This window comes from Sorangium sp. So ce145 (assembly GCF_051525985.1).
In the GTDB taxonomy this organism is placed as follows: domain Bacteria; phylum Myxococcota_A; class Polyangia; order Polyangiales; family Polyangiaceae; genus Sorangium; species Sorangium cellulosum_B.
This window is the reverse complement of sequence record NZ_CP150315.1, coordinates 5,896,336-5,918,432: the sequence shown is the minus strand read 5'-3', so window position 1 is coordinate 5,918,432 and position 22,097 is coordinate 5,896,336. Positions and strand designations below refer to the sequence as shown.

The 22,097-nt window shown below is 72.5% G+C and carries 18 protein-coding genes; 11 read left to right on the top strand and 7 right to left on the bottom strand.

The genetic code is table 11. The features are described 5' to 3' along the window. Positions 1–130 precede the first annotated feature (130 nt). From WMF34_RS21640 to WMF34_RS21630, 3 genes are all read left to right on the top strand, one after another. Positions 131–4,237 (top strand): protein kinase domain-containing protein, encoded by a 4,107-nt coding sequence (locus WMF34_RS21640; protein WP_437994415.1) that lies wholly within the window; start codon positions 131–133, stop codon positions 4,235–4,237. A gap of 238 nt (positions 4,238–4,475) precedes the next feature. Further along, positions 4,476–5,810, top strand: a complete 1,335-nt coding sequence (locus tag WMF34_RS21635; protein WP_437994414.1) for a hypothetical protein — start codon at positions 4,476–4,478, stop codon at positions 5,808–5,810. Between the two features lie 116 nt (positions 5,811–5,926). Further along, positions 5,927–7,306 carry a serine/threonine-protein kinase gene (locus WMF34_RS21630; protein ID WP_437994413.1) on the top strand — a complete coding sequence of 460 codons (1,380 nt, stop codon included), beginning with the start codon at positions 5,927–5,929 and terminating at the stop codon, positions 7,304–7,306. Positions 7,307–7,310: 4 nt separating this feature from the next. Here WMF34_RS21630 and WMF34_RS21625 read toward each other — a convergent pair whose 3' ends face one another. Continuing rightward, entirely contained in the window at positions 7,311–7,745 is a 435-nt protein-coding gene (locus WMF34_RS21625) for a YciI family protein (RefSeq protein WP_012236806.1), read from the bottom strand. Positions 7,746–7,769: 24 nt separating this feature from the next. Further along, positions 7,770–8,435, bottom strand: coding sequence for a dihydrofolate reductase family protein (locus WMF34_RS21620; RefSeq protein WP_437994412.1), 666 nt, complete (start codon positions 8,433–8,435; stop codon positions 7,770–7,772). Positions 8,436–8,555: 120 nt separating this feature from the next. On the opposite strand from WMF34_RS21620, the gene WMF34_RS21615 reads away from it, so the two are divergent. The 3 genes from WMF34_RS21615 (at position 8,556) to WMF34_RS21605 (ending at position 10,991) form a co-directional block, all read left to right on the top strand. After that, complete coding sequence (locus WMF34_RS21615) at positions 8,556–9,965, top strand: hypothetical protein (RefSeq protein WP_437994411.1); 1,410 nt, start codon at positions 8,556–8,558, stop codon at positions 9,963–9,965. Between the two features lie 166 nt (positions 9,966–10,131). Next, the gene (locus tag WMF34_RS21610; RefSeq protein ID WP_012236803.1) at positions 10,132–10,497 is read left to right on the top strand and encodes an ArsR/SmtB family transcription factor; all 366 of its coding nucleotides are present in this window, start codon (positions 10,132–10,134) and stop codon (positions 10,495–10,497) included. Next, positions 10,494–10,991, top strand: a complete 498-nt coding sequence (locus WMF34_RS21605) for an SRPBCC family protein (RefSeq protein WP_437994410.1) — start codon at positions 10,494–10,496, stop codon at positions 10,989–10,991. The genes WMF34_RS21610 and WMF34_RS21605 overlap by 4 nt, the downstream gene beginning before the upstream one ends. A 34-nt stretch (positions 10,992–11,025) precedes the next feature. Here the strand turns inward: WMF34_RS21605 and WMF34_RS21600 are convergent, their stop codons facing one another. Together WMF34_RS21600 and WMF34_RS21595 are read right to left on the bottom strand one after the other, a co-directional pair. Beyond that, on the bottom strand, positions 11,026–11,838 hold the full coding sequence (locus tag WMF34_RS21600; RefSeq protein WP_437994409.1) for a phytanoyl-CoA dioxygenase family protein: 813 nt from the start codon (positions 11,836–11,838) through the stop codon (positions 11,026–11,028). 277 nt (positions 11,839–12,115) lie between these two features. Beyond that, positions 12,116–12,694: a superoxide dismutase gene (locus WMF34_RS21595; RefSeq protein ID WP_012236800.1), complete on the bottom strand. Its 579-nt coding sequence runs from the start codon at positions 12,692–12,694 to the stop codon at positions 12,116–12,118. 466 nt (positions 12,695–13,160) lie between these two features. Between WMF34_RS21595 and WMF34_RS21590 the strand changes: the two genes are divergently transcribed. Further along, positions 13,161–14,567, top strand: a complete 1,407-nt coding sequence (locus WMF34_RS21590) for an MBL fold metallo-hydrolase RNA specificity domain-containing protein (RefSeq protein WP_437994408.1) — start codon at positions 13,161–13,163, stop codon at positions 14,565–14,567. Positions 14,568–14,591: 24 nt separating this feature from the next. Next, positions 14,592–15,071, top strand: coding sequence for a hypothetical protein (locus tag WMF34_RS21585; RefSeq protein ID WP_437994407.1), 480 nt, complete (start codon positions 14,592–14,594; stop codon positions 15,069–15,071). Positions 15,072–15,096: 25 nt separating this feature from the next. Here WMF34_RS21585 and WMF34_RS21580 read toward each other — a convergent pair whose 3' ends face one another. Next, positions 15,097–16,350 carry an acyl-CoA dehydrogenase family protein gene (locus WMF34_RS21580; protein WP_437994406.1) on the bottom strand — a complete coding sequence of 418 codons (1,254 nt, stop codon included), beginning with the start codon at positions 16,348–16,350 and terminating at the stop codon, positions 15,097–15,099. A 433-nt stretch (positions 16,351–16,783) separates the two neighbouring features. On the opposite strand from WMF34_RS21580, the gene WMF34_RS21575 reads away from it, so the two are divergent. Beyond that, a complete protein-coding gene (locus WMF34_RS21575) occupies positions 16,784–17,647 on the top strand; it encodes a LysR family transcriptional regulator (RefSeq protein WP_044965452.1) in 864 nt (287 codons plus the stop codon). Positions 17,648–17,746: 99 nt separating this feature from the next. On the opposite strand, the gene WMF34_RS21570 is transcribed toward WMF34_RS21575, so the two are convergent. Both WMF34_RS21570 and WMF34_RS21565 read right to left on the bottom strand, forming a co-directional pair. Continuing rightward, on the bottom strand, positions 17,747–18,979 hold the full coding sequence (locus WMF34_RS21570; RefSeq protein ID WP_437994405.1) for a GNAT family N-acetyltransferase: 1,233 nt from the start codon (positions 18,977–18,979) through the stop codon (positions 17,747–17,749). A 93-nt stretch (positions 18,980–19,072) separates the two neighbouring features. Further along, on the bottom strand, positions 19,073–20,443 hold the full coding sequence (locus WMF34_RS21565) for a sigma 54-interacting transcriptional regulator (RefSeq protein WP_012236793.1): 1,371 nt from the start codon (positions 20,441–20,443) through the stop codon (positions 19,073–19,075). 292 nt (positions 20,444–20,735) lie between these two features. On the opposite strand from WMF34_RS21565, the gene WMF34_RS21560 reads away from it, so the two are divergent. Together WMF34_RS21560 and WMF34_RS21555 are read left to right on the top strand one after the other, a co-directional pair. Next, on the top strand, positions 20,736–21,218 hold the full coding sequence (locus WMF34_RS21560) for a hypothetical protein (RefSeq protein WP_437994404.1): 483 nt from the start codon (positions 20,736–20,738) through the stop codon (positions 21,216–21,218). 78 nt (positions 21,219–21,296) lie between these two features. Next, positions 21,297–21,956 (top strand): hypothetical protein, encoded by a 660-nt coding sequence (locus WMF34_RS21555; protein ID WP_012236792.1) that lies wholly within the window; start codon positions 21,297–21,299, stop codon positions 21,954–21,956. Positions 21,957–22,097: the final 141 nt, after the last annotated feature.

The following is a 22,097-nucleotide window of genomic DNA, read 5'->3' as shown; positions in this document are numbered from 1 at the left end:
TAACGCGAACCAGGATCGGCTCTACCGAGCGAAACCCCGGCATGGCGACCTCGTCAGGTCGACGGGAGGCATCCATGCTTCCGGTAGCTCGACGCGCGCAGTAGCATCCCCCCGGAGGCGAGCCCCGCAGATGCGCTGCACCCTCTGTCACCGCAGGATCGGTGTCGTCACGGGTTGCCCGCTGCACGGCGGCACGGCCGCGAGCGCCGCGAAGGAAGAGGCCGGGGCGGTGGAGGTCGCGCCCCGGGTCCCAGGGTTCGATGGGCTCCGCCTCCTCGACGAGGGCGGCTTCGCCCGCGTGTTCGCGGCCTCGCGGCGCGAGGACGGCATCGCGGTGGCGCTCAAGATCGCGCGCCACCGAGGCGATCGGCGGTTCTCGCGCGAGGCGGCGGCGCTCCGGCGGGTCGGTCCGCCCGCGGTGCCGCGGTTGCTCGGCGAAGGCGAGATGGAAGGAGTCTTTCCTTATCTGGTCCTCGAGCTCGTCGACGGCGAGACGCTGGCGCGATGGATGGAGGCGCTCCCCGGGGCGGGCGCCGCGGCGCCGGCGGAAGCCATGCGGCTCGTCGACGCGATGGGCGCCGCGATCGACAGGGTGCACGCGGCCGGCGTCGTGCATCGGGATCTGAAGCCGGAGAACGTGATGTTGCGGCGGACGGGGGGACCGGCGCCGGAGGTCGCCCTCCTCGATCTCGGGCTCGCGCGGCCGGGGGAGGGGAGCGGCGCGGCGGAGGAGGGGAGCGAGGTCACGCACACGGGGCTCCGGCTCGGCAGCGCGCTGTACATGGCCCCGGAGCAGTGCCTCGACGCGCGCGACGTCGACGGCCGCGCGGACCTGTATGCGCTCGGGGTCGTCGCCTTCGAGCTGCTCACCGGGCGGCCACCGTTCGTGGGAGAGCCCTCGGCCGTCGTCCGCGCGCACGTCTCCCGGCGCCCGCCGCGGCCGTCGGAGATCGCGCCGGTCCCCCGCGGCGCGGACGAGGTCCTGCTGCGCGCCCTGGCCAAGGCGCGGGAGGAGCGATTCGGGTCAGCGCGTGCCTTCTCCGAGGCGCTCCGGGCGGCGCTCCAACGCGATGAACCAGCCCACGATGTCACTGGATCACATCGGTTACGCGATGGCCCCTCCAGCGTAGCTGGCGAACCCGCCAAGACGACCGGCGAACCGCCTCGGCGGGCCGGCCAGGTGCCCCCGCTGGCCGGCCGGCCGACCCCCGACGCCGCGCCGGGTAGGCCCGGCCCGCCCCGGCGGAGCCCCGTGGCGCTCCTCGCGGTCCGCGGCGGCGCGCCGGTGGACCAGGTCGCCGGCATCGCGGCCTCGCTCGGCGGGCGGCTTGCCAGGGTGCAGGACGGGCTCTACGTCATCGCCTTTCCCGGCGCGGCCCGCCAGGGCGCTCGCGCGGCCCTCCAGGCGGCCCGGCGGCTCGTGCGCGCGCTGGGCCACGCCACCTCGGCGGCGGTGCATGTCGCCGAGCTCCAGGTGCGCGAGGGCGCCGCCGGGATGGCCTTCGCGGGGCCCGCGCTCGCGCAGCCCGCGAGCTTCTGGCGCCCCGGCGCGCCCGAGCCGGTCGCGATCACCCCGGAGGCGGCTGCCTTCCTCGAGGAGCCGACCGGACCGGACGGAGATGACGGCGCGAGCGCAGGCGCCGCCCCGGCGGTGGGCCCGCCGTCCGAGCTGCCGCTCCGCGGGCGAGACGAGCTGCTCGGCGAGATCGTCGCGCAGGTGCGCGCCGCGTGGCGCGACAGCACGCCGCTCCTGCTCACGCTGCTCGGCGAGGTGGGGTACGGCAAGACGCGCCTCTGGGAGGCGGTCGCCGCGGCGCTCTCGGCCGAGCCCGGCGCGCGGGTGATCGCGCTCGCGGCGAGGCCGCCCGACGTCGCGGAGCCGGCCGGGCTCGTCCGCGCGCTGCTCCGCGCCGCCCTGGCCCTCGGCGACGGCGCGCGCGCCGGCGCGATCCGCGCGGCGTGCGTCGACCGGCTCGGCCCCGAGCTCGGCCTCGCGTCGTGGCCGGCGGTCGCGTTCGCGCTCGACGCCCTGCCGGAGAGCGAGCCCGAGGTCGCCGCGGTGCTCGCCGCGCCCGGCGCGCTCCGCCAGACGCTGGCCCGGGCCGCCGGAGAGGCGCTCCGGCGCGCGTGCGCGCTGGAGGGACGCCCGCTCGCGCTGGTCGTCGACGACGCGCAGTGGGGCGATCAGGCCGGCCTCGACGCGATCGAGAGCGCGACCCTCTCGGGGGCCCGCGCGCCGCTCGCCATCCTCGTGGCGGCCCACCCCACGCTGGCCGCGGTGCGCCCGCTCCACGGCGAGCGGGCGGCGCGCTCCGCCCACCGGGCGCTCCCGCCGCTCGACCCGGGCGCCGCGCGCGCGGCGCTGCTCGATCGGCTGCGCCCGGTCGAGTTCGTGCCCGAGCCGGTCGTCGCGGGCCTGCTCGAGGCGGCGCAGGGGGTCCCGCTCTTCCTTGTCGAGCTCGCGGCCGCGCTCTGGCAGGCGGGCGCCATCCGGAAGGTCCGCGGCGGGCCAGGGTGGTACCTCGCCGCCGATGAGCGCGCGCGGGGCGAGGCGGCGCAGGTCATGGACCGGCTCGCGCGCCGCGCCCTCGCCGGCCTGCCGCCGCCGCTCGCCGAGCTCGCGCAGGTGTGCGCCGTGGCGGGCGACGAGCTCGCGATCGACGACCTCGGCAGCCTGCTCGACGAGGCGGCGCGCGCGCACGCCGTCAGCGCGTGCCGGGACCTGGATCCCGGCGTCGGCCTGTCGCGCCTCGTGCGCCGGGGCCTGCTGCGCGTCGTGGACGCCGCCGGCGCGGGCCGCCTCGCGTTCGCGCACCCGCTCCTTCGCGCGGCGATCGAGGCGGAGGCGCCGCCGGCGCTGCTGCGGCGGCTGCACGGGATCGAGCTCCGCCGCCTGCTCGCGGCGCCCGCGGAGCGGGGCGCCCACCTCGCGCGGATCGCGCGCCACGCGGCCGCGGCGGGCGCGCACGCCGAGGCGGCCGCGGCCTGCTTCGAGCTCGCGGAGGAGGCGCGGCGGCGGCACCTCTACGTCGACGCGGAGCGGCACTACTCCGCGGCGCTGGCGGCGCTTTCGGCGGCCGCGTCCGCGGCAGCGGCCCCCGCGCCGGGCATCGCGGTGAGCCGCCGCGCCGTGCTGGCGGGCCGCGGCAAGGTCCGCTACCGGATCCAGCGCTTCGACGACGCCGCCGCCGATCTCCGGGCTGCGCGGGCGATCGCCGAGGCGGAGGGGGATCTCCCGGCCGTCGCGGACCTGCTCCTCGAGGAGGCCACGGTCCTCGACTGGTGCGACGACTACGCGGGCTCGCAGGCGCTCGTCGACCGGGCGGCGCCGCTCGTGGAGCGGCTCGGGGACGCCGCGCAGCGGGCGCGCTGCGAGGTCGCGGTGGGGCGCGCGCACTTCCGTTGCCAGCGGCTCGAGGACGCCATCGCGCGCCTCGGGCCCGCGGCCCGGGACGCCGGCGCGCTGGGGGATCACGAGGGCCACGTCATCGCCCTGCTCCTGCTCGCCCCCGCGCTCGTCTACGCCGGCCGCCTCGACGAGGCGGAGGCGCGGTTCCACGAGGTCGTCTCGCGCTGCGAGCGCGTGGGCGACCGGCTGCACCTCGGCATCGCCCTCATGAACCGCGTGACGCTCGGCCTGGCGCGCGAGGATCCGGAGGGCGCGCAGAGCGACCTGCGGACCGCCGTCGCCCTGGCCCGCGAGGTCGGCAACGCCTACCTGGAGCGCGGTCCGGCCCACAACCTGGCCGAGATGCTCTACTGGAGCGGCGAGCTCGCCGAGGCGCTGCCGCTCGCGGTCCGCGCGTTCGAGCTCCAGCGGCGGTTCTTTCAGGCGACCCCGGTGCCCGACTACGCGCTGCTCGTGGCCCGGATCCACGCCGCCCGCGGCGAGCTCGCGGAGGCCGCGCGCCACCTCGGCTGGGCGCGGGCGCAGTGCGATCTCGGCGCGGCGCCGCCGGTCACGCGGGTGCTGCTCCGGCTCTGCGCGCAGCTGACGCAGGGCGGGGGAGCCGAGGGCGAGGCGTGGGAGGCGCTCGTCGCCGAGGCGCGGAGCGCGGCGCTGAACAGCGAGCTCATCGAGATCCTCTGCTTCGCGGCGGCCGACGCGCTCCAGCGAGGCAGGCGCGAGGAGGCCCGCCGGTGGCTCGCCGAGGCGGCGCAGATCCCCTGGGGCAAGCGCTTCTGGAGGGGCCGCCTCGCCCACCTCTCGGCGCAGGTCGACGCCGCGCCGCCCTGAGCGCCGCGCCGTGGGCCGGGCGTCCTGAGGTCTCCGGAGCGACAGCGCCCCTCCCGCTGTCGTCGCAGAGGTGACAGCGCGCCGCGGCCGGGCCCGGGATGGCGCGCGATCGCGGCCGGATGAGGCTGGCGCGACGCGTGCAACTCCCTGCCAGCAGCCAACCACCGACGGCCAACTGCCGACCGCCAACTCCGGGACGCGTGCTCCGCCCCCAGCTCCTCCTTGTGAAAGGCCCATCATGAACCGACGAACTGCTGGTCTCGCCCTCTCCGCCTTCTCCGCCCTGTCCCTCGCGGCGAGCCTCGCGAACGCGGGCTACGACGCCAGCGCCTCCGACCTTGGCTTCGCCGGCGGGTCGCTCGTGAGCAGCCCGGCGACGCGGCGGACCATCGTGATCGGCAACCACTTTCAGCTCGAGGTCCTGGGCAGCAACCTGCTCACCACGAACCGGGAGAGCCTCAGGGCGCTCACCACGAGCCCGCTGTCGACCAAGGCGTTCGCGTACGGCACGCTCCACGAGGCGCTGCTCGATCCGAACGCGCAGGAGGTGATGCAGGCCCTTGTGGAGTGCGCGCTCGCGAGCGACCAGAGCGTCTCGTGGGCGCCGACGCCGGAGGAGCGCGCGGCCCTCGCCGGCGGAAGCGGCGCCTCGGCGGTCTTCAAGGACGGATTCTCGTGGACGCCGCTCGAGGGGTTGGTCAAGCCGAGCAAGGATGTCTCCGTGTGGCACGGGCGCGCGGGGCTCTGCCCCGACTGGCACACCGGCGCGCCGTCCGCGGCGTGCCAGGAGCTCGTCTCTGCCTGCCTGTACGCGAGGAACAACGCGTTCGGCGTGACCGTCGACATCTCGATGGAATGGGGGGACCTCACGCCGGCCGATCCCTCGGGCGCCGCCGCGCCGAGCCCGGAGGCGCTGTCGGCGGCGCTGGCCGATGTCGAGCGCTTTCCGGTGCGAGAGGGGGCGTTCTTCGGCAACCTGCTGGACCCGGATGCGCTGAACGAACAGGCGGAGGTCTATCTCAAGAAGAGCAAGTCTGCGTTCTCGATCGTGCGGCCGTCGCTCGGCGAAGGGGAGCTGATCTACGAGAGCGCCTTTGTCTGCCACCCCGAAGAACGCTCCGTGCTGTCCGCCCTTCTGGCGAGCGACCGCGTCTGTGTCCCGCCCAAGGGCACGACCGTGCGCGGCTGCCTGGCCCAGCACGTCGGCGCGTGCCGTGGATACGCGCGGGGCGAGGAAGCCCTCATGGGCGCGTCGTACGTGTGCGGGCCGGAGACGAGCAACCCTGTGACGGGCCGGCCGGTCTACGATGACTGCTTCGCTGGCGGCCGCGTCTGGGAGAACCCCATCACCGTGTTCCTGGCGGAGGAGTGCGCGCTCACCCCGGCTGTCTGCGAGTACGCGGAAGATTGGCTCCCGGAGGTGGGGGACCTGCCGCTCTCCGGCCTGTCCAGCCAGGACCGATGCGCCCTCTTTCCGGCGTCGTGCTCGATCGTGGACAGGCCGTTCTCGGAGCTCTCCCCGTTCACGCAGCCGATCACCGCCGACATCTCGCTGGCCCCCGGCTCCTTCTAGCCGGCCTGGCCCGGCGCCTGCCCGGGGCTGAAGCGATCGAGGCGCTGGATCGCGGGGCCCGCCCTCTCCATGGCGCGCTTGCATTCCGGCGCCCGCTCGGGCGATCTCACGGCATCATGGCGGCGACCACCAGGCCTCGCGATCCGACCGGCACCCTGGTCGACGACGCGCTGGACGCCGCCGACGACCTCGCGCCCGGCACCCTGGCCGGGGAGTACCTGGTCGAGGAGGCGCGGAGCCACGGCGGCTTCGCCGTGGTCTACCTGGCCACGCAGCTCGGGACGGGGCGCGCGGCGGCGCTCAAGGTCCTCCGGCGCCGGCTGGCTGCAAGTACGCGGATCCTCGAGAGATTCCAGCAAGAGGCCGCGGCCCTCCGGCGCCTCGCCCACCCGCACATCGTCGAGATCCTCGGCGCGGGGGACCTGCCCGACGGCCGGCCCTACCTCGTCATGGAGTGGCTCGAGGGCCGGACGCTCCGGCAGGAGCTCCGCGCCCGCGGCGCGCTCTCGGCCGCGGAGGCGCTCGCCGTCGTCGAGGAGGTCGGCGGCGCGCTCTCCGCCGCGCACGCGCTCGGGATCGTCCACCGCGACGTCAAGGCGCAGAACATCATGGCGATCCCGCGCGGCGGGTGGTTCACGACGCGCCTGCTCGACTTCGGGATCGCCAAGCTGCTCGAGCCCGAGCGGCTCGGCCGCGGGCCCATCTTCACGCAGGCGAGCGTGCTCGGGACGCCGGGCAGCATGGCGCCCGAGCAGATCGCCGGCCGCCCCGTCGACGCGCGCACCGACGTGTACGCGCTCGGCCTCCTCCTGTACGAGCTGCTCACGGGGCAGCCCGCGTTCCACGCCGACAACCTCGTCGAGCTCGAGGAGCTCCAGCTCTTCGCGCCGCCGCCGCGGGCGGGCGATCTCGTGGCGGTGCCGCCGGCCTTCGACGCCGCGATCGCGCGCTGCCTCGAGAAGTCGCCGGACGCGCGCTACCCGAGCGTCGCCGGGCTGCTCGCGGATCTCCGCGCGGCGCCGCTCGCGGCGAGGGACGAGGCGCGCGTCCGCCCGGCGGCGGCGCTGCACGCCAGCGTGCAGATCGAGGGGGAGGGCGAGATCGACGAGGCGGCGTTCGACGACGCCGAGGCGGTGCTCGCGACGGTCCGGCGCGCCGCGGCGGACGCGGGGCTCGTCACGATCGTCGACGGCGGCGGGGTGCTGGTCGGGGCGACGGCGCTCCCGGCCGATCCGGAGGGCAGCCGCGCCGCCCGGGCCCGGCTCGTCGACGTCGTGCGCGCGCTGGAGACGACGATCGCGGCGAGGCCGGGGCCGAGCCCCGCGGTAGAGGTCGTGCTGGTGCTGCACGCCGCGCCCGCGCGGGTCGAGGGCGCGCCGGGCCAGCAGCGGTTTGCGGGCGGCGCGCTCCTGCGCCTCGACGAGTGGACGACGGGGCATTCCCGGGGCGGCCTCGTGATCACGCCCGCGGCGCGCGCGGGGATCGACGAGGGCTAGCCGTTCAGGCTCTCCGCTGCCGCTCGATCTCGGCGCGCAGGCGTTCGTCCTGCTCGCGCAGCGTCGGCGTGAACGCCTCGCCGAAGTCCTCCGCCTCGAAGATCGGTCGAATCTCGAGCTCCCATTCCCCGCCGGGCATGTGATCGGCGCAGCGCCTGGCCCACGCTACCGCGTCGTCCAGCGACTTCACCTGCCAGAGCCAGTATCCGCCGACGAGCTCCTTGGCTTCGGCGAAGGGGCCGTCGATGAGCGCCGTCTTGCCGTCCGAGATGCGCAGGCGCTTGCCTTTGCTGCTCGGGTGCAGCCCCTCTCCGCCGAGCATGACGCCGGCCTCGACGAGCTCCTCTTTGAACCTGCCCATCTCGGCGATGACCTTCTCGTCCGGCATCATCCCCGCCTCGGACTCCTTCGTGGCCTTGACGAACACCATGACTTTCACGGAGCTCTTCTCCCTGGACTCGATCTACTTCGTCAGGACGACATGGGTGGCGTGGCCCGTGGAGGCGTGCTCCGTGCACCTGTAGCCGAGGCTCACCGTATCGATGCCGGCGAGGAGGTGCTCGCCCCGGCCGAGGAGCACGGGGGAGATCACGAGGTGGAGCTCGTCGATGAGCCCCGCGGTGAGGTACTGCCGAACGGTGGCGACGCCGCCGCCGAGCCGGATATCCTTGCCCTGGGCCGCCTCCTTCGCGCGCTCCAGCGCGGCGTGGATGCCTTCGGTCACGAAGTGGAACGTCGTTCCGCCCTCCATGGTGAAGGACTCACGGGCATGGTGCGTGAGCACGAAGACGGGCACGTGGTAGGGCGGGTTCTTGCCCCACCATCCCTGCCAACCGTCGTCGGGCCAGGGACCCCGCTGCGGCCCGAACATGTTGCGGCCCATGATCCAGGCGCCGAGGTTCTCGAAGCCGCGCGCGGCGAAGTCGTCGTCGACGCCTGTCCGGCCGACCGTGTCGCCGATCAGCGAGGCAGCGAAGTCGGCGGACATTCTCTGGAACGTCTTCGTCCCGAGGACCCACTGGTGCAGCGCCATCCCTCCGACGCCCATCGGATTGGCCAGATCCTGGCCGGGGCCGGCGCCATGACCGTCGATCGAGATCCCAAACGCGTGTACCCGAAGCCTCGACATGAGCGGAACTCCTTCCGGCGCAGGCATCGCCCGCGACCGTTCTTCTGACGTGACGACGAACGAGCCGGGGCCGGATCGACACGCCGACGAATTTTTTTTTCTTCGCTGGCCGGTTGTCACATGAAAGCGCTGTCAATTCAACGATTTAGGAGGTTCCGGGCGGGCTGCTTCGATCAAGCTCGTGCCAAACTCCCCCTGGCTCCCGTTCTGTTAGGTTCAACGCACATGAGACGCAGGAACAAGCTCGTCGCGATCGACGTCGTCGGTGCGGTCGCGCTCCTGGTGCCGGCGCAGGCCCTGGCGTCGTCCGTGCCCGAGGGGTCGTTCAACCCCGGCTTGCTGCTGTCCGTCGGCAGCGGCGAATACCCGGTCGGGTTCGGCACGGAAATCAGCGGCATGGTTTTCCCGAAGGGAGACCCGGGCTCGATCGGTTACGGTGGTTTCTTCCAGGCGCAGACCTATGCCGGCGATTATGCGCGCCTGGCGTTCGGGTTTCAGCTCGGGAACGTCGTCGGTGGAGAGCTCGGCATCGCGGGTCTGACCCGCAGCGATCTCCACACGTCGACGTTCGCGCTGCACACGGGCGTCTTCGCCTCGGCCGCCGTGCTGGGGACGGGGCTGCGCGTGACGATCCCGATGACCGGCGCCGATCACGGCCTCCCGGCCCACGGCGTCGAGGTGTCGTGGGTCTTGACCCTCAAGGTTCCGATCTACAGCGGCAAGATATTCAACTCGTTCGGCCGGCCGCTGCGAGACGAACAGGGCCCCATCACGGCCGCTGCGCGCGAAGCGAGCGGCTGGGCGGACATCCGCGACCCCGCGCTTGTCGCTCACCTTTCGCCCCGGGAGCGGGAAGAGCTCGCCGCCCTCTGGCTCGAGGCCGCGCTCGCCGAGCACGCCTCGATCGCGACGTTCGCCGCGCTCGCGCTGGAGCTCCTGGCGCTCGGAGCCCCCGCGGACTTGCTCGCGGCTTGCCAGCAGGCGGCGCAGGACGAGACCGAACATGCGCGCCTCTCGTTCGGTCTCGCGAGCACGTACGCGGGGCTGCCGCTCGGGCCGGGCACGTTGCCGTTGCCGGCCACCGCGCTCTCGGGCGACGCCGCCGCCGTCGCGTACCTGAGCTTCACGGACGGCTGCATCGGTGAGACGTTCGCCGCGGCGCTCGCGCGACGAGCGCAGCGCCACGCGGCCGATCCGGCCGTCGCGCGGGCGCTCGCGCGCATCGCGACGGACGAAGCGCGGCATGCCGCGCTCGCCTGGAGCATCGTCGCGTGGTGCCTGGCGCTCGACCCCGCGCGCGTCCGCGCCACGCTCGGCGCTGCGCTGGCGGAGCCGGAGATCGAAGCGCCCGCCGCCCCGCTCACGGATGTCCTGGGGCTGCCGATCGTGCCGGCGGCTCGCCACGGAGCGGTGCCGGCCGACGAGCAGAAGCCCCTGCGGCGCCGCGCCGAGCGGACCGCGCGGGCGCGCCTGAAGCGCATGCTGCGGGCGCCGCGCGAAGCGCGGGTCGAGGGCGACGTCATCCCCTGATCGGGGCGCCATACGCAGCCCTCACGCCTGACACCCCAGGTGAGCCGCCGCGGCGCTGCGTCGCGCTGAGCCGCGCTCCACGCGGGCCGGCAAGGTCCGGCCGCGCGTGCAGCCCGCGCGCGGTAGCGCTTGACCGATGTATGCACCGTGGTGTATATGCATCGACATGCAACTGGACGTCTTCGAGGTCCTGGCCGATCCCACGCGCCGCCGCATCGTCGAGGCTCTCCTCTCTGGCGAGCAACAGGTGGCCGAGGTCGTGGAGAAGGCCGGCATCCACCAGTCCGGCGTGTCGCGGCACCTGCGCATCCTCTCGGAGTCAGGTTTCGTCTCGATGCGACCCGACGGGCAGCGGCGCCTCTATTCCCTTCGTCCCGAGCCTTTCCGTGAGCTCGAGGACTGGCTCGGCCGCTACCGGCAGCTCTGGGAGGAGCGCCTCGATCGTTTCGGCGCCGCGCTCGAGAAGAAGCGCGCGCAAGCTCAGAACAACCCGGCCGTTCAAGGCGGCCCAACCACGAGGAAGCGATCATGAACAGCGCAGTCAAAGCCCAGGCCCGATCCAAGGTCAGAGTCGAGCGCACCTACCGCGCCACGTTGCAGGAGGTCTGGGACCTCTGGACCACGCGAGAGGGCTTCGAGTCCTGGTGGGGGCCGCGAAACTTCCGGGCCGCCGTGGCGGAGCTCGACGCGAGGCCGGGCGGCACCCTGCGCTACGAGATGATCGCCGCCACGCCCGAGATGGTCCGCGCCATGGCGGAGGTCGGCCAGCCGCCCTCGCACGCCGTCACCTCCACCTTCGCCGAGCTCAGGCCCATGACACGGCTCGTGCTCCGCAACGTGATCGACTTCCTGCCCGGCGTGCCGCCCTACGAGGCCGACATCGAGGTCGAGCTCATGGAGCTCGGCGACCGCGTGAAGATGGTGGTGCTGCTCGACACCATGCATAGCCCCGAGTTCACCGAGATGCAGAAGGAGGGCTTCACCAGCCAGCTCAGCAAGCTGGACGAGAGGTTCGGGGCGGCGTGAGGGCCTGCCGCGCCTGGGCGAGCGGCGTCGCGCGTCAGTAGGCGAAGGCCTGGTAGACCTCGGTCTCCTCCGTCTCCTCGCGCGCGTCGAGCGATTCGACGATGGGATTGAAGCGGAGCATGCGCTTCGCCCGCTCCGACAGGTGGGAGAGGCTCTCGCGGGGCACCCGGATCGAGACCTCCGGGCGGAAGAGCCAGCGGCGGCTGTAGCCGATGACGACCATGGGCCGCGGCTCGCGCGAGCGGTTCGGGGTCCCGCGGTGGAGGCCGCGAACGTCGCGGACCATGACGTCGCCGAGCTCCATGGCGATCGGCTCGAGCGCGACCTCGCCCTGCGCGAGGCGCCGCATCCCCTCGGCCTTGGAGAGCATGTGCGTGCCGCGGGCGATCTCGATCGGGCCGTTCTCGGCGGTGACGTCGACCAGGGGGAAGTTGACGGCGAGCTGGAACGCGGGTGTCTCTCTCCCGGTCTCGGGGAAGAGCGGCGGCGCGTCGCGGTGGACGTCCTGGTAGTCGGACCCGAGGAGCGGGGTGTCGGTCGCGAGCTGGACCATGGTCATGTCGGCCCCGACGAGGCGCTCCACGACGCCCAGGATCGTCTCGTCCTCGTAGATGCGCGGCTCCGCGAAGGGGGCCTTGAACGGGAGCGTCACGTAATAGCGACCCGGCCCCCGGTTCTTGAGGTGCCCCTCACGCGCGATGTGGGCGTCGAGGAGCGGCGCGAAGGCCTCACGCCACGCGCGCAGCAGGCTCTTCGGAAGGAGGTTCTTTATCAGGCAGAACCCATCGCGCTGCGCTGCGCGGGCAAGCTCATCCATCTCGGCGCTGGTGTGGCGGGCGTGGCTCATGGCGCGGGCCGAGCTTGGTGGATCGAGCGGGGTCGTCAAGCTCAGCGCTCGCTCTTCGCCGGCTCATTCCCGCCCCACCATCGCCGGAATCATCGTCTTCGGAGGAGGACGCGGCGCTCCAGGCGCCCGGCCCACGCGCACGGGACGGGCAAGTGATCTCCGCCTCACGAGGCCGGCGCCCGCGCGGCCCCGCGCTGCGTCAGCTCAGGCTGGTCGCTCTCATCTCATGCCTGGACCACAGAGCGGCCTCGATGCAGCCTTCGCGGGAGCGCGCGGGTCACAGCTTCGAGGCGGCGTGGTCCCAGTTCACCAGGTTCCACCATGCCTCGACGTACTTCGCCCGGGCATTGCGGTAGTCGATGTAATACGCGTGCTCCCACACGTCGCACGTGAGCAGCGGCGTCTTGCCCTCCGTGAGCGGGCTCCCGGCGTTGCCCGTCTGCACGATTTCCAGCTTGCCTGAGCCGTTCTTCACCAGCCAGGCCCAGCCAGAGCCGAACTGACCGATGGCCGCGGCGGTGAACTTCTCCTTGAACGACGACACGCTTCCGAACGCCTCGTCGATCGCCGCACGGAGCGCGGCGGGGGGCTCACCGCCGCCCTGGGGCTTCATGCTGTGCCAGTAGAACGTGTGATTCCACACCTGAGCTGCCTGGTTGAAGACCGCGCCGGACGTCGTGCGGACGAGATCCTCGAGGCTCTTGCCCGCGAGCGCCGCGTCCGCTGCCACGAGCTCGTTCAGCTTCGTGACGTAGGCGTTGTGGTGCTTGCCGTGGTGGAAATCGAGCGTCTCGGCCGAGATGTGGGGGACCAGCGCGTCTCTGGAGTAGGGGAGCTCGGGAAGAGTGAAGGTCATGGTTCTGTTCCTCGTGTTGCGTGTCGGCGGCCACGCGCTCGTCGCAGCCCGTTGTGAGTAGCTCGGCGAAGACCTTCGGGTGGCGCTCCAGCCACGGATCGAACGTCCGCGCTTCGCGGCCAGACGGCCGCTCCACGTCGCCGGGTCCGGCGGCAGCATAGCAACCTCGGTGGGCGCGCGTGGCGCCTTGCCAATGAGTTGGCAGTTTTCCATCCATTTGGAGGGACGGCCTCCCGGCCAGCGGCTCAGCGGCTCCGCAAACCTGCCAGAGCGGACGGCGCGCGGCCGCCGCGCGTGACGCGGCTCTCACGGAGATCGAGGAAGGCATCGATGCACGTCCGGCGTATGCGAAGATGCCCGCGACGCGGCCCGACGGCGCCCTGGAACGGCCCCGTTCGAAGAGGGGAACGTCGATGGAGCTCGATGATCTGCCCGGTCCGTCGGCGCGGTTGCTATCATCGAGCCCGTGCACCTCGAGTTCATCGGCGCCGCCCAGACCGTCACCGGATCCATGCACCTCCTGAGGACGCGTGACGCGACCGTCCTGCTCGACTGTGGCCTCTACCAGGGCCGCCGCGCCGAGTCGTTCGAGCGCAACCGCCGCCTCCCTCTCCCCATCCACGAGATCGACGCCGTCGTCCTCTCCCACGCGCACATCGATCACTCCGGCGCCCTGCCGATCCTCGTGAAGAACGGCTATGACGGCCCGATCTACGCGACCCCGGCGACGCGCGATCTCGCGGCCGTGATGCTGCGCGACGCCGCCGCGATCCAGGTCTCCGACGCGCGCTACCTCAACCGCCGCGCCGAGAAGCAGGGGAGCGACGAGCCGCGCGTCGAGCCGCTCTACGAAGACGACGACGCTGTCGAGGCGATCTCCCGCTTGGTCGCCGCGCCCTACCACCACCCGATCGAGATCGCGCCGGGCGTGCGGCTCACCTTCCTCGACGCGGGCCACGTGCTCGGCAGCGCCGTCTCGCTGCTCGACGTCGTGGAGGGCGATGCCCACAGGCGCGTCGCCTACACGGGCGATCTCGGCCGCTATGAGCGCCCGATCCTGCGCGATCCCGAGGTCGCCGAGCGCGCGGACGTGCTCGTCTGCGAGAGCACCTACGGCGATCGCCTGCACGAGGGGACCGACGAGCTCGACGAGGATCTCGCGCGCGTCGTCCGGCGGACCTTCGAGCGGGGCGGCAAGCTCTACATCCCCACGTTCGCGCTCGAGCGCGCGCAGGAGGTGATCTTCGCGCTCAAGAAGCTCCGCCGGCACGGCCGCATCCCGCCGCTGCCGGTCTACGTCGACTCGCCGCTCACGGTGAAGCTCACCGACGTCTTCCGGCTCCACCCCGAGTGCTTCGACGTCGAGACGCGCGCGCTCCTCCGCGGCTCAGGATCGCCCTTCGATTTCGAGGATCTCCGCTACGTCGAGGACGTCGCGGGCTCGAAGGCGATCGACGCCGAGCCCGAGCCCTCGATCGTCATCGCGGCGAGCGGCATGTGCGAGGCGGGGAGGATCCTCCACCACCTGAAGGCCGGGATCGAGGACCCGAAGAACACGATCCTCATCGTCGGCTATCAGGCGCAGCACACGCTCGGGCGGCGGCTCGTGGAGGGACGATCGCGGGTGAGGATCTTCGGCGTGGAGCGGGACCGTCGGGCCGAGGTCGTGGTCCTGAACGGCTTCAGCGCGCACGCCGATCAGGGCGACCTGCTCCGCTACGCGGACCGCTGCCGCGAGCGCGGCCCGCTCGGCAAGATCGCGCTCGTCCACGGCGAGCCGCGGGCGCAGGAGGTCCTCGCGAGGATGCTCCGCGCGCGCGGGCACGGCGAGGTCGTGATCCCGGCGCCCGGTGATCTCCTGGAGATCGCCTGAGCGGTCGCGGCTGGTGGATTCTCCGTGAACAGCGCGCGCTGCGACGTCTCGATCTCGTTCGATGACGTCGAGTACGGCGGACATGCCGAATTCAACGCGGACGCCACCTATGCCCTCACCTACACGCCGAGAGGGCCGATGAAGATGGTGATCGGGATGCCGTGCGTCGACGCGGATGGCGTCTCGAAGACATGCGCGGAGCTCGACGAGGAGATGAGAGCTGCCCCGCTCGCGGAAGAGCCGCTCTTTCAATCGGGGAGATGCGGGATGATAGGCGAGGACTGCGTGTGCGATCTGTTCGTGCGCGAGGACCCCAGGACCGAGGCGGGCGTCTGGGGAGTCTTGGGCACGACCTTGGTGACCCAGGAGGACGGCGAGGAGTGGGGGTTCAACGATAGGGCGTTCTGCGTGGAGGGGTCCTCGTTCACGCTCGGTACGGAGACGCTGACAGAGGAGAACGAGGGAAAGCCGATGAAGAGGTTCATGCGGCTCACGAAGAGGTGATGCGGCGCTCTCTCTCGGTCCTCGCTCAGTAGGCCCCCTTCGGCTCGAGGCCCAGCATGTGCTGGCCTACCATGGTGGACACGGCGTCCCAGTTGAGGGTGATGTGCTGGGCGATCGCATTGCCGTCTCGCCACATGCGCTGGATGGGTTGACCGAGCGCCAAGCTGCTGCCACCGACGCACGAGAACAACGACTGGATGGCGGCGTGCGACAGCTTCGCCGCGTAGGCGTGGCCTCGCCGATTGCGGATGCGCTTCTCGACGCTCACGGACCTCCCCTGGGCCGCGGTCAGCTCCACCTCGGTGATGTCGCGGTCGAGGACGAGCCTCGCCGCGTCCACGGCGGCGGCGGCGTCGGCCAGACGCGACTGGACGTGAGCGAACTGGCTTAGGAGCGCCCCCGCGCCTCCGATGCCGCCGCGCGTGACGCGGTTCTCACAGAGATCGATGAAGGCGTCGATGGCGCCTTGGGCGGTACCCAGGAGCGGGGCCACGAGGCAGACGGGGATCGCCGAGAGGAAGGAGATGCTGTAAATAGGGTTGGGGTTCACCGCGGCCCCGGGAGGCGCACCGGACGCGGCCTCCGCGAAGGTGAGCTTCCGATGACCCGGGACGAAGGTCGGCTTGTCGATGACCACTGTCTTGGACCCGGTGCCAGCTTGCGCCGCGACGTACCAGTCGTCCTCGATCGACCAGTCGGAGCGGGGCGCGAGCAAGAAGCCGGCGCTGGGGGCGGCGTCGCTCTCCTTCGGGAGCTGGACGCCCAGCATGGCCCATTGTGAGTTGTCGATGTTCGAGGCGAAGCGCCACTTGCCCTGGATCAGGTACCCGCCATCCACCGCCTGCGCTGAGGTGATGGGCGAGTAGGAGCCGCACAGGATGGCCCGGGGACTGGCCCTCCACACGTCGTCCTGCGCCTGCGCCGGGAACAACCCGAGCAGCCACTGGTGGATGGCCCCGAGCGAGCACGCCCAGGCGGACGAGGTGCAGCCCCGCCCGATTTCGCTGATCACGTCGAGCAGCGCGGTGAAGCCGTACTCATAGCCGCCGTAGCGGGCCGGCTGCATCAGCCGGAAGAAGCCGGCGTGATGGAAGAGCTGGTTCGTCTCCTCCGAGACGCGGCGCTCGATCTCCGTCTGCTGGGCCCGCTCGCGGAGGCGAGGGACGATCTCGCGCGCAGTGGAGACCAGGCTCTCCAAGGACGGCGCGTCGGCGGCGGGGCTCATCCGACCGGGGGCCTTCATGGCCACGGTTCTGATCGAGGAGTGTTCGAGACTCATAGGTTATGCCTCGCGGGGCGAAGATTGGCCGGCTGGCGCGACCCGATCGGCGCGGCCAGGGGCATGCGCGTCGGCGCGACGAATCGGGCCGACATCGAAGCGAACGCGAAGACACGAAGAGCGCTGACGACCTCGCCCCTGCAGCCAGGTCAGCGGCTGCACGGATGGCCGCACGCGCGGCTGCCGTGGCAGGGCGGAGCCGACGGCGCACGCGCTGCGCCGTGTAGGGCCTCGGGGGAACCGGCTTCGCCGACGGCGGCGCCGCACATCGGCGCGGATCGCCGCGAGGCGGGACGCCGCGCCGGCGCCGCCACGCTTAGGATCACGTCCGGAGTATGCGAGGATGCCCACGACGGCGCCAGATGGCGCCCTGGAACGGCCGCGTTCGAGGAGTGGAACGTTGAGGGAGCCCGATGATCTGTCCGGTCTGTCGATGTTCGTGCGCATCGTCGAGGAAGGCTCGCTCAGCGCGGCCGGCCGGGCGCTCGGGCTGCCCAAGGCGACCCTCAGCCGCAACCTCGCGCTGCTGGAGAAGCGGCTCGGCGCGCCGCTGCTGATCCGCTCCACGCGCGCGCTCAGCCTGACGGATACGGGCAGGCGCTTCTTCGACAAGGTCCAGCCCATCGTCCGAGAGGCGCAGCAGGCGACCGCCGACGTCAAGATCCTCCACGCGGCGCCCTCGGGGCTGCTGCGCATCACCGCGCCCGTCGCCTACGGCCAGGCGGCGATCGCGCCCCGCCTGCTCTCGTTCATGGGGCGTTATCCGGCGGTTCGCATCGACCTGCATCTCCATGATGGGCGCGTCAACCTGGTCAACGGCGGCTACGACCTGGCCATCCGGATGGGGGCGATCGAGGACAGCGAGCTGATCAGCCACAAGCTGGCCGACGTCACCATGGTCATCGTCGCCTCGCCGACCTGGCTGGAGCAGCACGGTATGCCCCAAAGGCCCGCCGAGCTCGCCCAGCATGACGCCGTCGTCACGCGGCCCGATATCGTCCAGTGGAGGGTCGGCGGGGAGACCGTGCGCGTCCCCTGGCGCATGAGCACCGGCAACATGATCGTCACGCGGGACGCCGCGAGGGCCGGGCTGGGCATCGCTTTCGTGCCCGAGTTCCTTGTGTTGCGTGACCTGGAACGAGGAACGCTGGTGCGCCTGCTGCCCGACGTCGAGCTGCCGGTGATTCAAGCGACCGCGCTGTATACCCGCGCCGCCAGCCAGTCGGTGGCGCTGCGCGCCTTGCTCGACGACCTCCTCGCCAGCCGACCCATCGAGGTCGACGCCGCGCCGTCGTGACCCTGCCCGGGCGCGGGGGGTACCCCCCTCTGCTGCGACATGCGATATCGGTACACCGGCCTGTTATCAGGTGGGGTGAAGATGAACGAGCCGGCGGCCTCAGAACCTATCTGCCAGCGTGAGCTGCGGGTGCTGCGCCGGGAAGAGCACCGGGACGAGCCTGGCGGCGTCTCCTGAAAGCCGGAGCTTCCCCGCGTCGCACACCTCCAGCGGCGCGTCCGAGCCGAGGAGGAGCCGCGCCACCGCCCAGCCGCCGCGGACCGCGCTGCGCGCCGCCGCGGCGCTCCGCCCGCGGGCGACCTCGACGCTGCCGCGGTCGAGGCGGAGCGTCGCCGTCTCCTCGGGGCTCTCGAGGGTGAGCGCGCCGCGGTAGCCCGCGAGCTCGGACGCGGCGAGCCGGGCCGAGAGCTCCGGCGCCATCGCCGCGAGGCATCCCGGGAGGTCGACGACCCGGACCATCGCGGCGCCGCTTTCAGCATACCGCTGCTCGTGGCGGCTGTTCAGCGTCCGGAGCCGCGCGGCGAGCGCCGAGCGGTAGGGGAGCGTGTCGAAGCGGAGCTCGGGGAGCGCCTTCCGCCGGCAGAGGGCCCCGAGCGCCGAGAGCGCCGCGTCGGGCGCGCCGGTCGCCTCGGCGCACACGAGCCGGCTCTTGCTCGCCTGGACGACGACATGCCCTTCGGGGCGCTCTCGATCCGCGCCCCAGCACCAGGCCTCGACGTCCTTGCGCATGCCGCTCCACGAGCGCAAATAGGTCGGCCGCACCGCCGTGCCGGTGAGGCCGGCGTTCCACCGGTTGTGCAGCCGCACCAGCGCCTGCGTGGGCGCCGCCGGGATCCGGCGCAGGCCGCGCAGCCGAGGCAGCGTGGCCGGGAGGTCGGCGAGCTTCACGCGCCACCGCGACTCGGGCCACGCCGGCACATAGCCGAACCGGTGGTAGAAGTCGTCGATCCCGAACAGGATCGAGAGGTGATAGCCGCGGGCGCGCATGCGGTCGAGGCTGTGCAGAGCCGTGCGGGCCATGAGCCCTTTCCCGCGGTGGGCCGCCTCGGTGGCCACCGCGCCGATGCCGCCGCAGCGCACCTCCGCCCGACCGATCCGCATCCGGTAACCCCACACGCCCCAGTGGGTGACCATCGCGTCACCGAGGAATCCGATGACCGAGGCGTCCCAGTCGTAGTGGCTGTGGCTCACGTACCAGGCGGCGCATTCAGCGCGGAAGCTCGCGTAAGTGCCAAAGGTGCGCGCCGCGATCTCGATCACCGCCGTCGCGTCGGCGACCGGAGCGGGGGAGCGGACGGTGAGGGACGGAGTCTTCAGGAGCGTACCCGCCATCGGTACGAGCGGTTTGCCCGCGGCGTGCGATCGAGCATGTGTCTCTCCTATCCGGACCCCGCCGACCCTGTCCAAGTTTCTGACGCCGCGGCGCTACGCCTCCGGATCGCGCTCCGGCCCCAGCCCGTGCCGGTGGAGCAGGCGGTACAGGTACCGCCGATCCAGCCCCGCGGCGGCCGCGGCCCGCGAGACCTTGCCGTCGTGGGCGCGGAGCAGCGCCTCGAAGTAGCGGCGCTCGAAGTCCGAGAGGACCCGGTCGCGCGCCTGGGCGTACGGCACGCTCGCGTCGACCGGCGGAGGCGCGCTCACCGGCGCGAGCTCGCTCACGGGCGGCGGCGCGCGGAACACGAGGTACTGCTCCACGTAGTTCCTGAGCTCGCGCACGTTGCCCGGCCACGCGGCGCGCGTCATGCGGGCGATCACCCTCGGGTCCCGCAGCGTCGCCGCCTCGTCCGGCGTCGCGTGGAGCGAGGCGAGGAGATCGTCGAGCAGCGCCGGGATGTCCTCGGGGCGCTGCCGGAGGGGCGGCATCGGGATCCGCACGACCGCGATCCGGAAATAGAGATCGGCGCGGAAGCGGCCCGCGTTCACCTCGGCGCGCAGGTCCCGGTGCGTGGCCGCGATGACGCGCACGTCGACCGACCTCGGCGTGTTCGTCCCGAGGCGGCGGATCTCGCGCGCCTCGAGCGCCCGCAGGAGCTTCGGCTGGAGGTCGAGCGGCAGCTCGCCGATCTCGTCGAGGAAGATGGTCCCGCCCGACGCCTCCTCGAAGGCGCCGATCCGCTGCTCGCCCGCGCCTGTGAACGCGCCCTTCGCGTGGCCGAAGAGCTCGCTCTCGATGAGGTTCCCATGGATCGCGCCGCAGTCGACGACCACGAACGGCCTGTCCCGCCGCGCGCTCCGCTCGTGGATCGAGCGGGCCGCCTGGCTCTTGCCGGTGCCGGTCTCGCCCTCGAGCAGCACGGTGACGTCGCGCTCGGCGGACCGCGAGAGGAGCGCGAACACCGCCCGCATCGCCGCCGACGCGCCCGAGAGCGCGCCGAACCGCGCCTCCTCCCAGAGCGGCAGGCGGTTGTGCTCCGTGCCGAACTCGAAGCGGGCGACCGTCTTCCCGAGCCGGATGAGGCTGCCGGTGCGCAGCAACGCCTCGATCACGTGCACCCCGTCGACGACCGTGCCGTTGTGGCTGCGGAGATCGCGGACGCGCGCCCCGGCGTCGTCGATGCGGATCTCGCAGTGAAACCGGGAGACCGTGGCGTCGGCGACCACGAGGTCGTTGCCCTCGCTCGACCCGATCGAGCACCGATCGGCGGAGGAGTCCCAGACAGCCCCCTTGGCCGGGCCCTCCACGAGCTCGATGCGGAACCGGCGGACCATGCCCGCGCTGTCGTCCGGGCGGGCGCCCGGGTGGGTCAGCGTATCGCCGCCGCTCTGGGCTGCTCTCTTCGGGGGTCCGCTCGCCATGGCGTCACGATACCACGGCGGCGTCGCGCCCCGCGCGGCGGCGCTGTCGCCGCCCAGGCCACGCCGGCGCAGCGGAGTGCGACGGGCGCGCGACAAGGGCGCTCCGCGACCGGGCGATTTGCGCGGGATGCGGCTGGCACGCTCGATGCTCACCGGTGAAACGTCAGCGGCCCGCGGTCCGCGGATAACGGTCCACGGTCAACGGTCCATGGACGGCAACACCTTGAACGCGCGGCGATGGGGCGCATCGCCGGCAGCGCGTCTACCAACAAGCGCCCGAATGGAGAATCCCATGAAGCCCATCCTCAAGCTCTCGATGCTCGCCGTCGCCTCCGCCCTCGCCACGGTCGGCGTGGCGCCGGACGCCTCGGCCAGGAACACCGCCGCATTCATCGGCCGCGCCAGGGACGCCGCCGAGGCCAGCTGCTTCAACGAGAGCTACGGGAGCCTCATCAACGACGGCTTCGTCGGCGGGCGCCGCTGCGGCGACTCGGTCGTCATCCTCCCCCTCGTGATGGATCCCGGCCCTTTCAACAACTGGGCGAGGGTCACCGTGACCGCGAAGAAGCCGACTTGGACCACCACGATGAACTGCGCCACGTTCGTCTTCGACAAGGCCACGGGGGGCGGCTGGTCCGGAGGCGGCGTCGATCTCACGACGACGGGGTGGTTCGAGAACATCAAGCTGCCGGACACCTTTTATTATCCCGACACCTCGCCGTTTGCCGCCTGCGCGGTCGGTCCGGGCGCGCAGGTGGTCCAGCTCGTTTACTGAGAGGGGCCGTGGCCGCCGTGGGAGCGCGGCGCGCGCTCTCACGGCTCCGGCCCGGCTCGCCGCTCGACGGAGGGAGTCATGAAGAGGATCTGGCAGGTTCTGATCGTGCTCGCGGCGGCCGGCGCCGTCGCGACGCTCGCCGTCGACAGGCGGCGGGACGAGGCGGAGATGGCGCGCATGCGCGAGGACATGGGCGCGCTCTCGCGCGCCATCGAGGCGACGAAGAGCGGCGCGGCCCTCGCCGGCGCCGCGCCCCGGCCCGAGCGGAGGATCGAGGCCGCCGCGCCGGCCCCCGCGGCTCCGCCGGCGGCAGCGCCCGCGTCGCCCGCGCCGGAGCCCCCGGGCGACGCGAGCGAGAGCGCCCCGACGGTCGAGCAGCGCGCGGCCGCGCTGGCCGCGGTGCGCGAGCGCCTGGAGGACACGTTCACGCAGCAGGGGACCGACGCTCGGTGGAGCGTCGAGGCGCGCGAGGCGGCCCGGGAAAAGCTGAGCGCGGCGCTCCCGGACACCTCGTCGCTCCGCTCGATCGAGTGCCGGAGCTCGATGTGCCGTGTCGAGACGGTGCACCAGGACTTCGAGCAATACGAGCAGTTCGTCCGGAGCGCCTTCATGAGCCCGCAGGAGACGCTCTGGAAAGGGGGATTCTTCACCCTGCCTGTCAACGACCCACGGGAAGGCGAGCTCGTGACCGTGGCCTACGTCGGCCGCGAAGGCGCACCGCTGCCAATGACCCTTTAGAGCGGCGGTCACCCGCTTCGGATACGGGCCCATTTCGACGTTTTCGGTGCTCAGCGCACTGGAGTGCGCTTGCGCGCCGAAAACGCCGATCTGGGCCCGTCTCCTGTGCGGGTGACCGCCGCTCTGCTGCCGCTCTGCTTG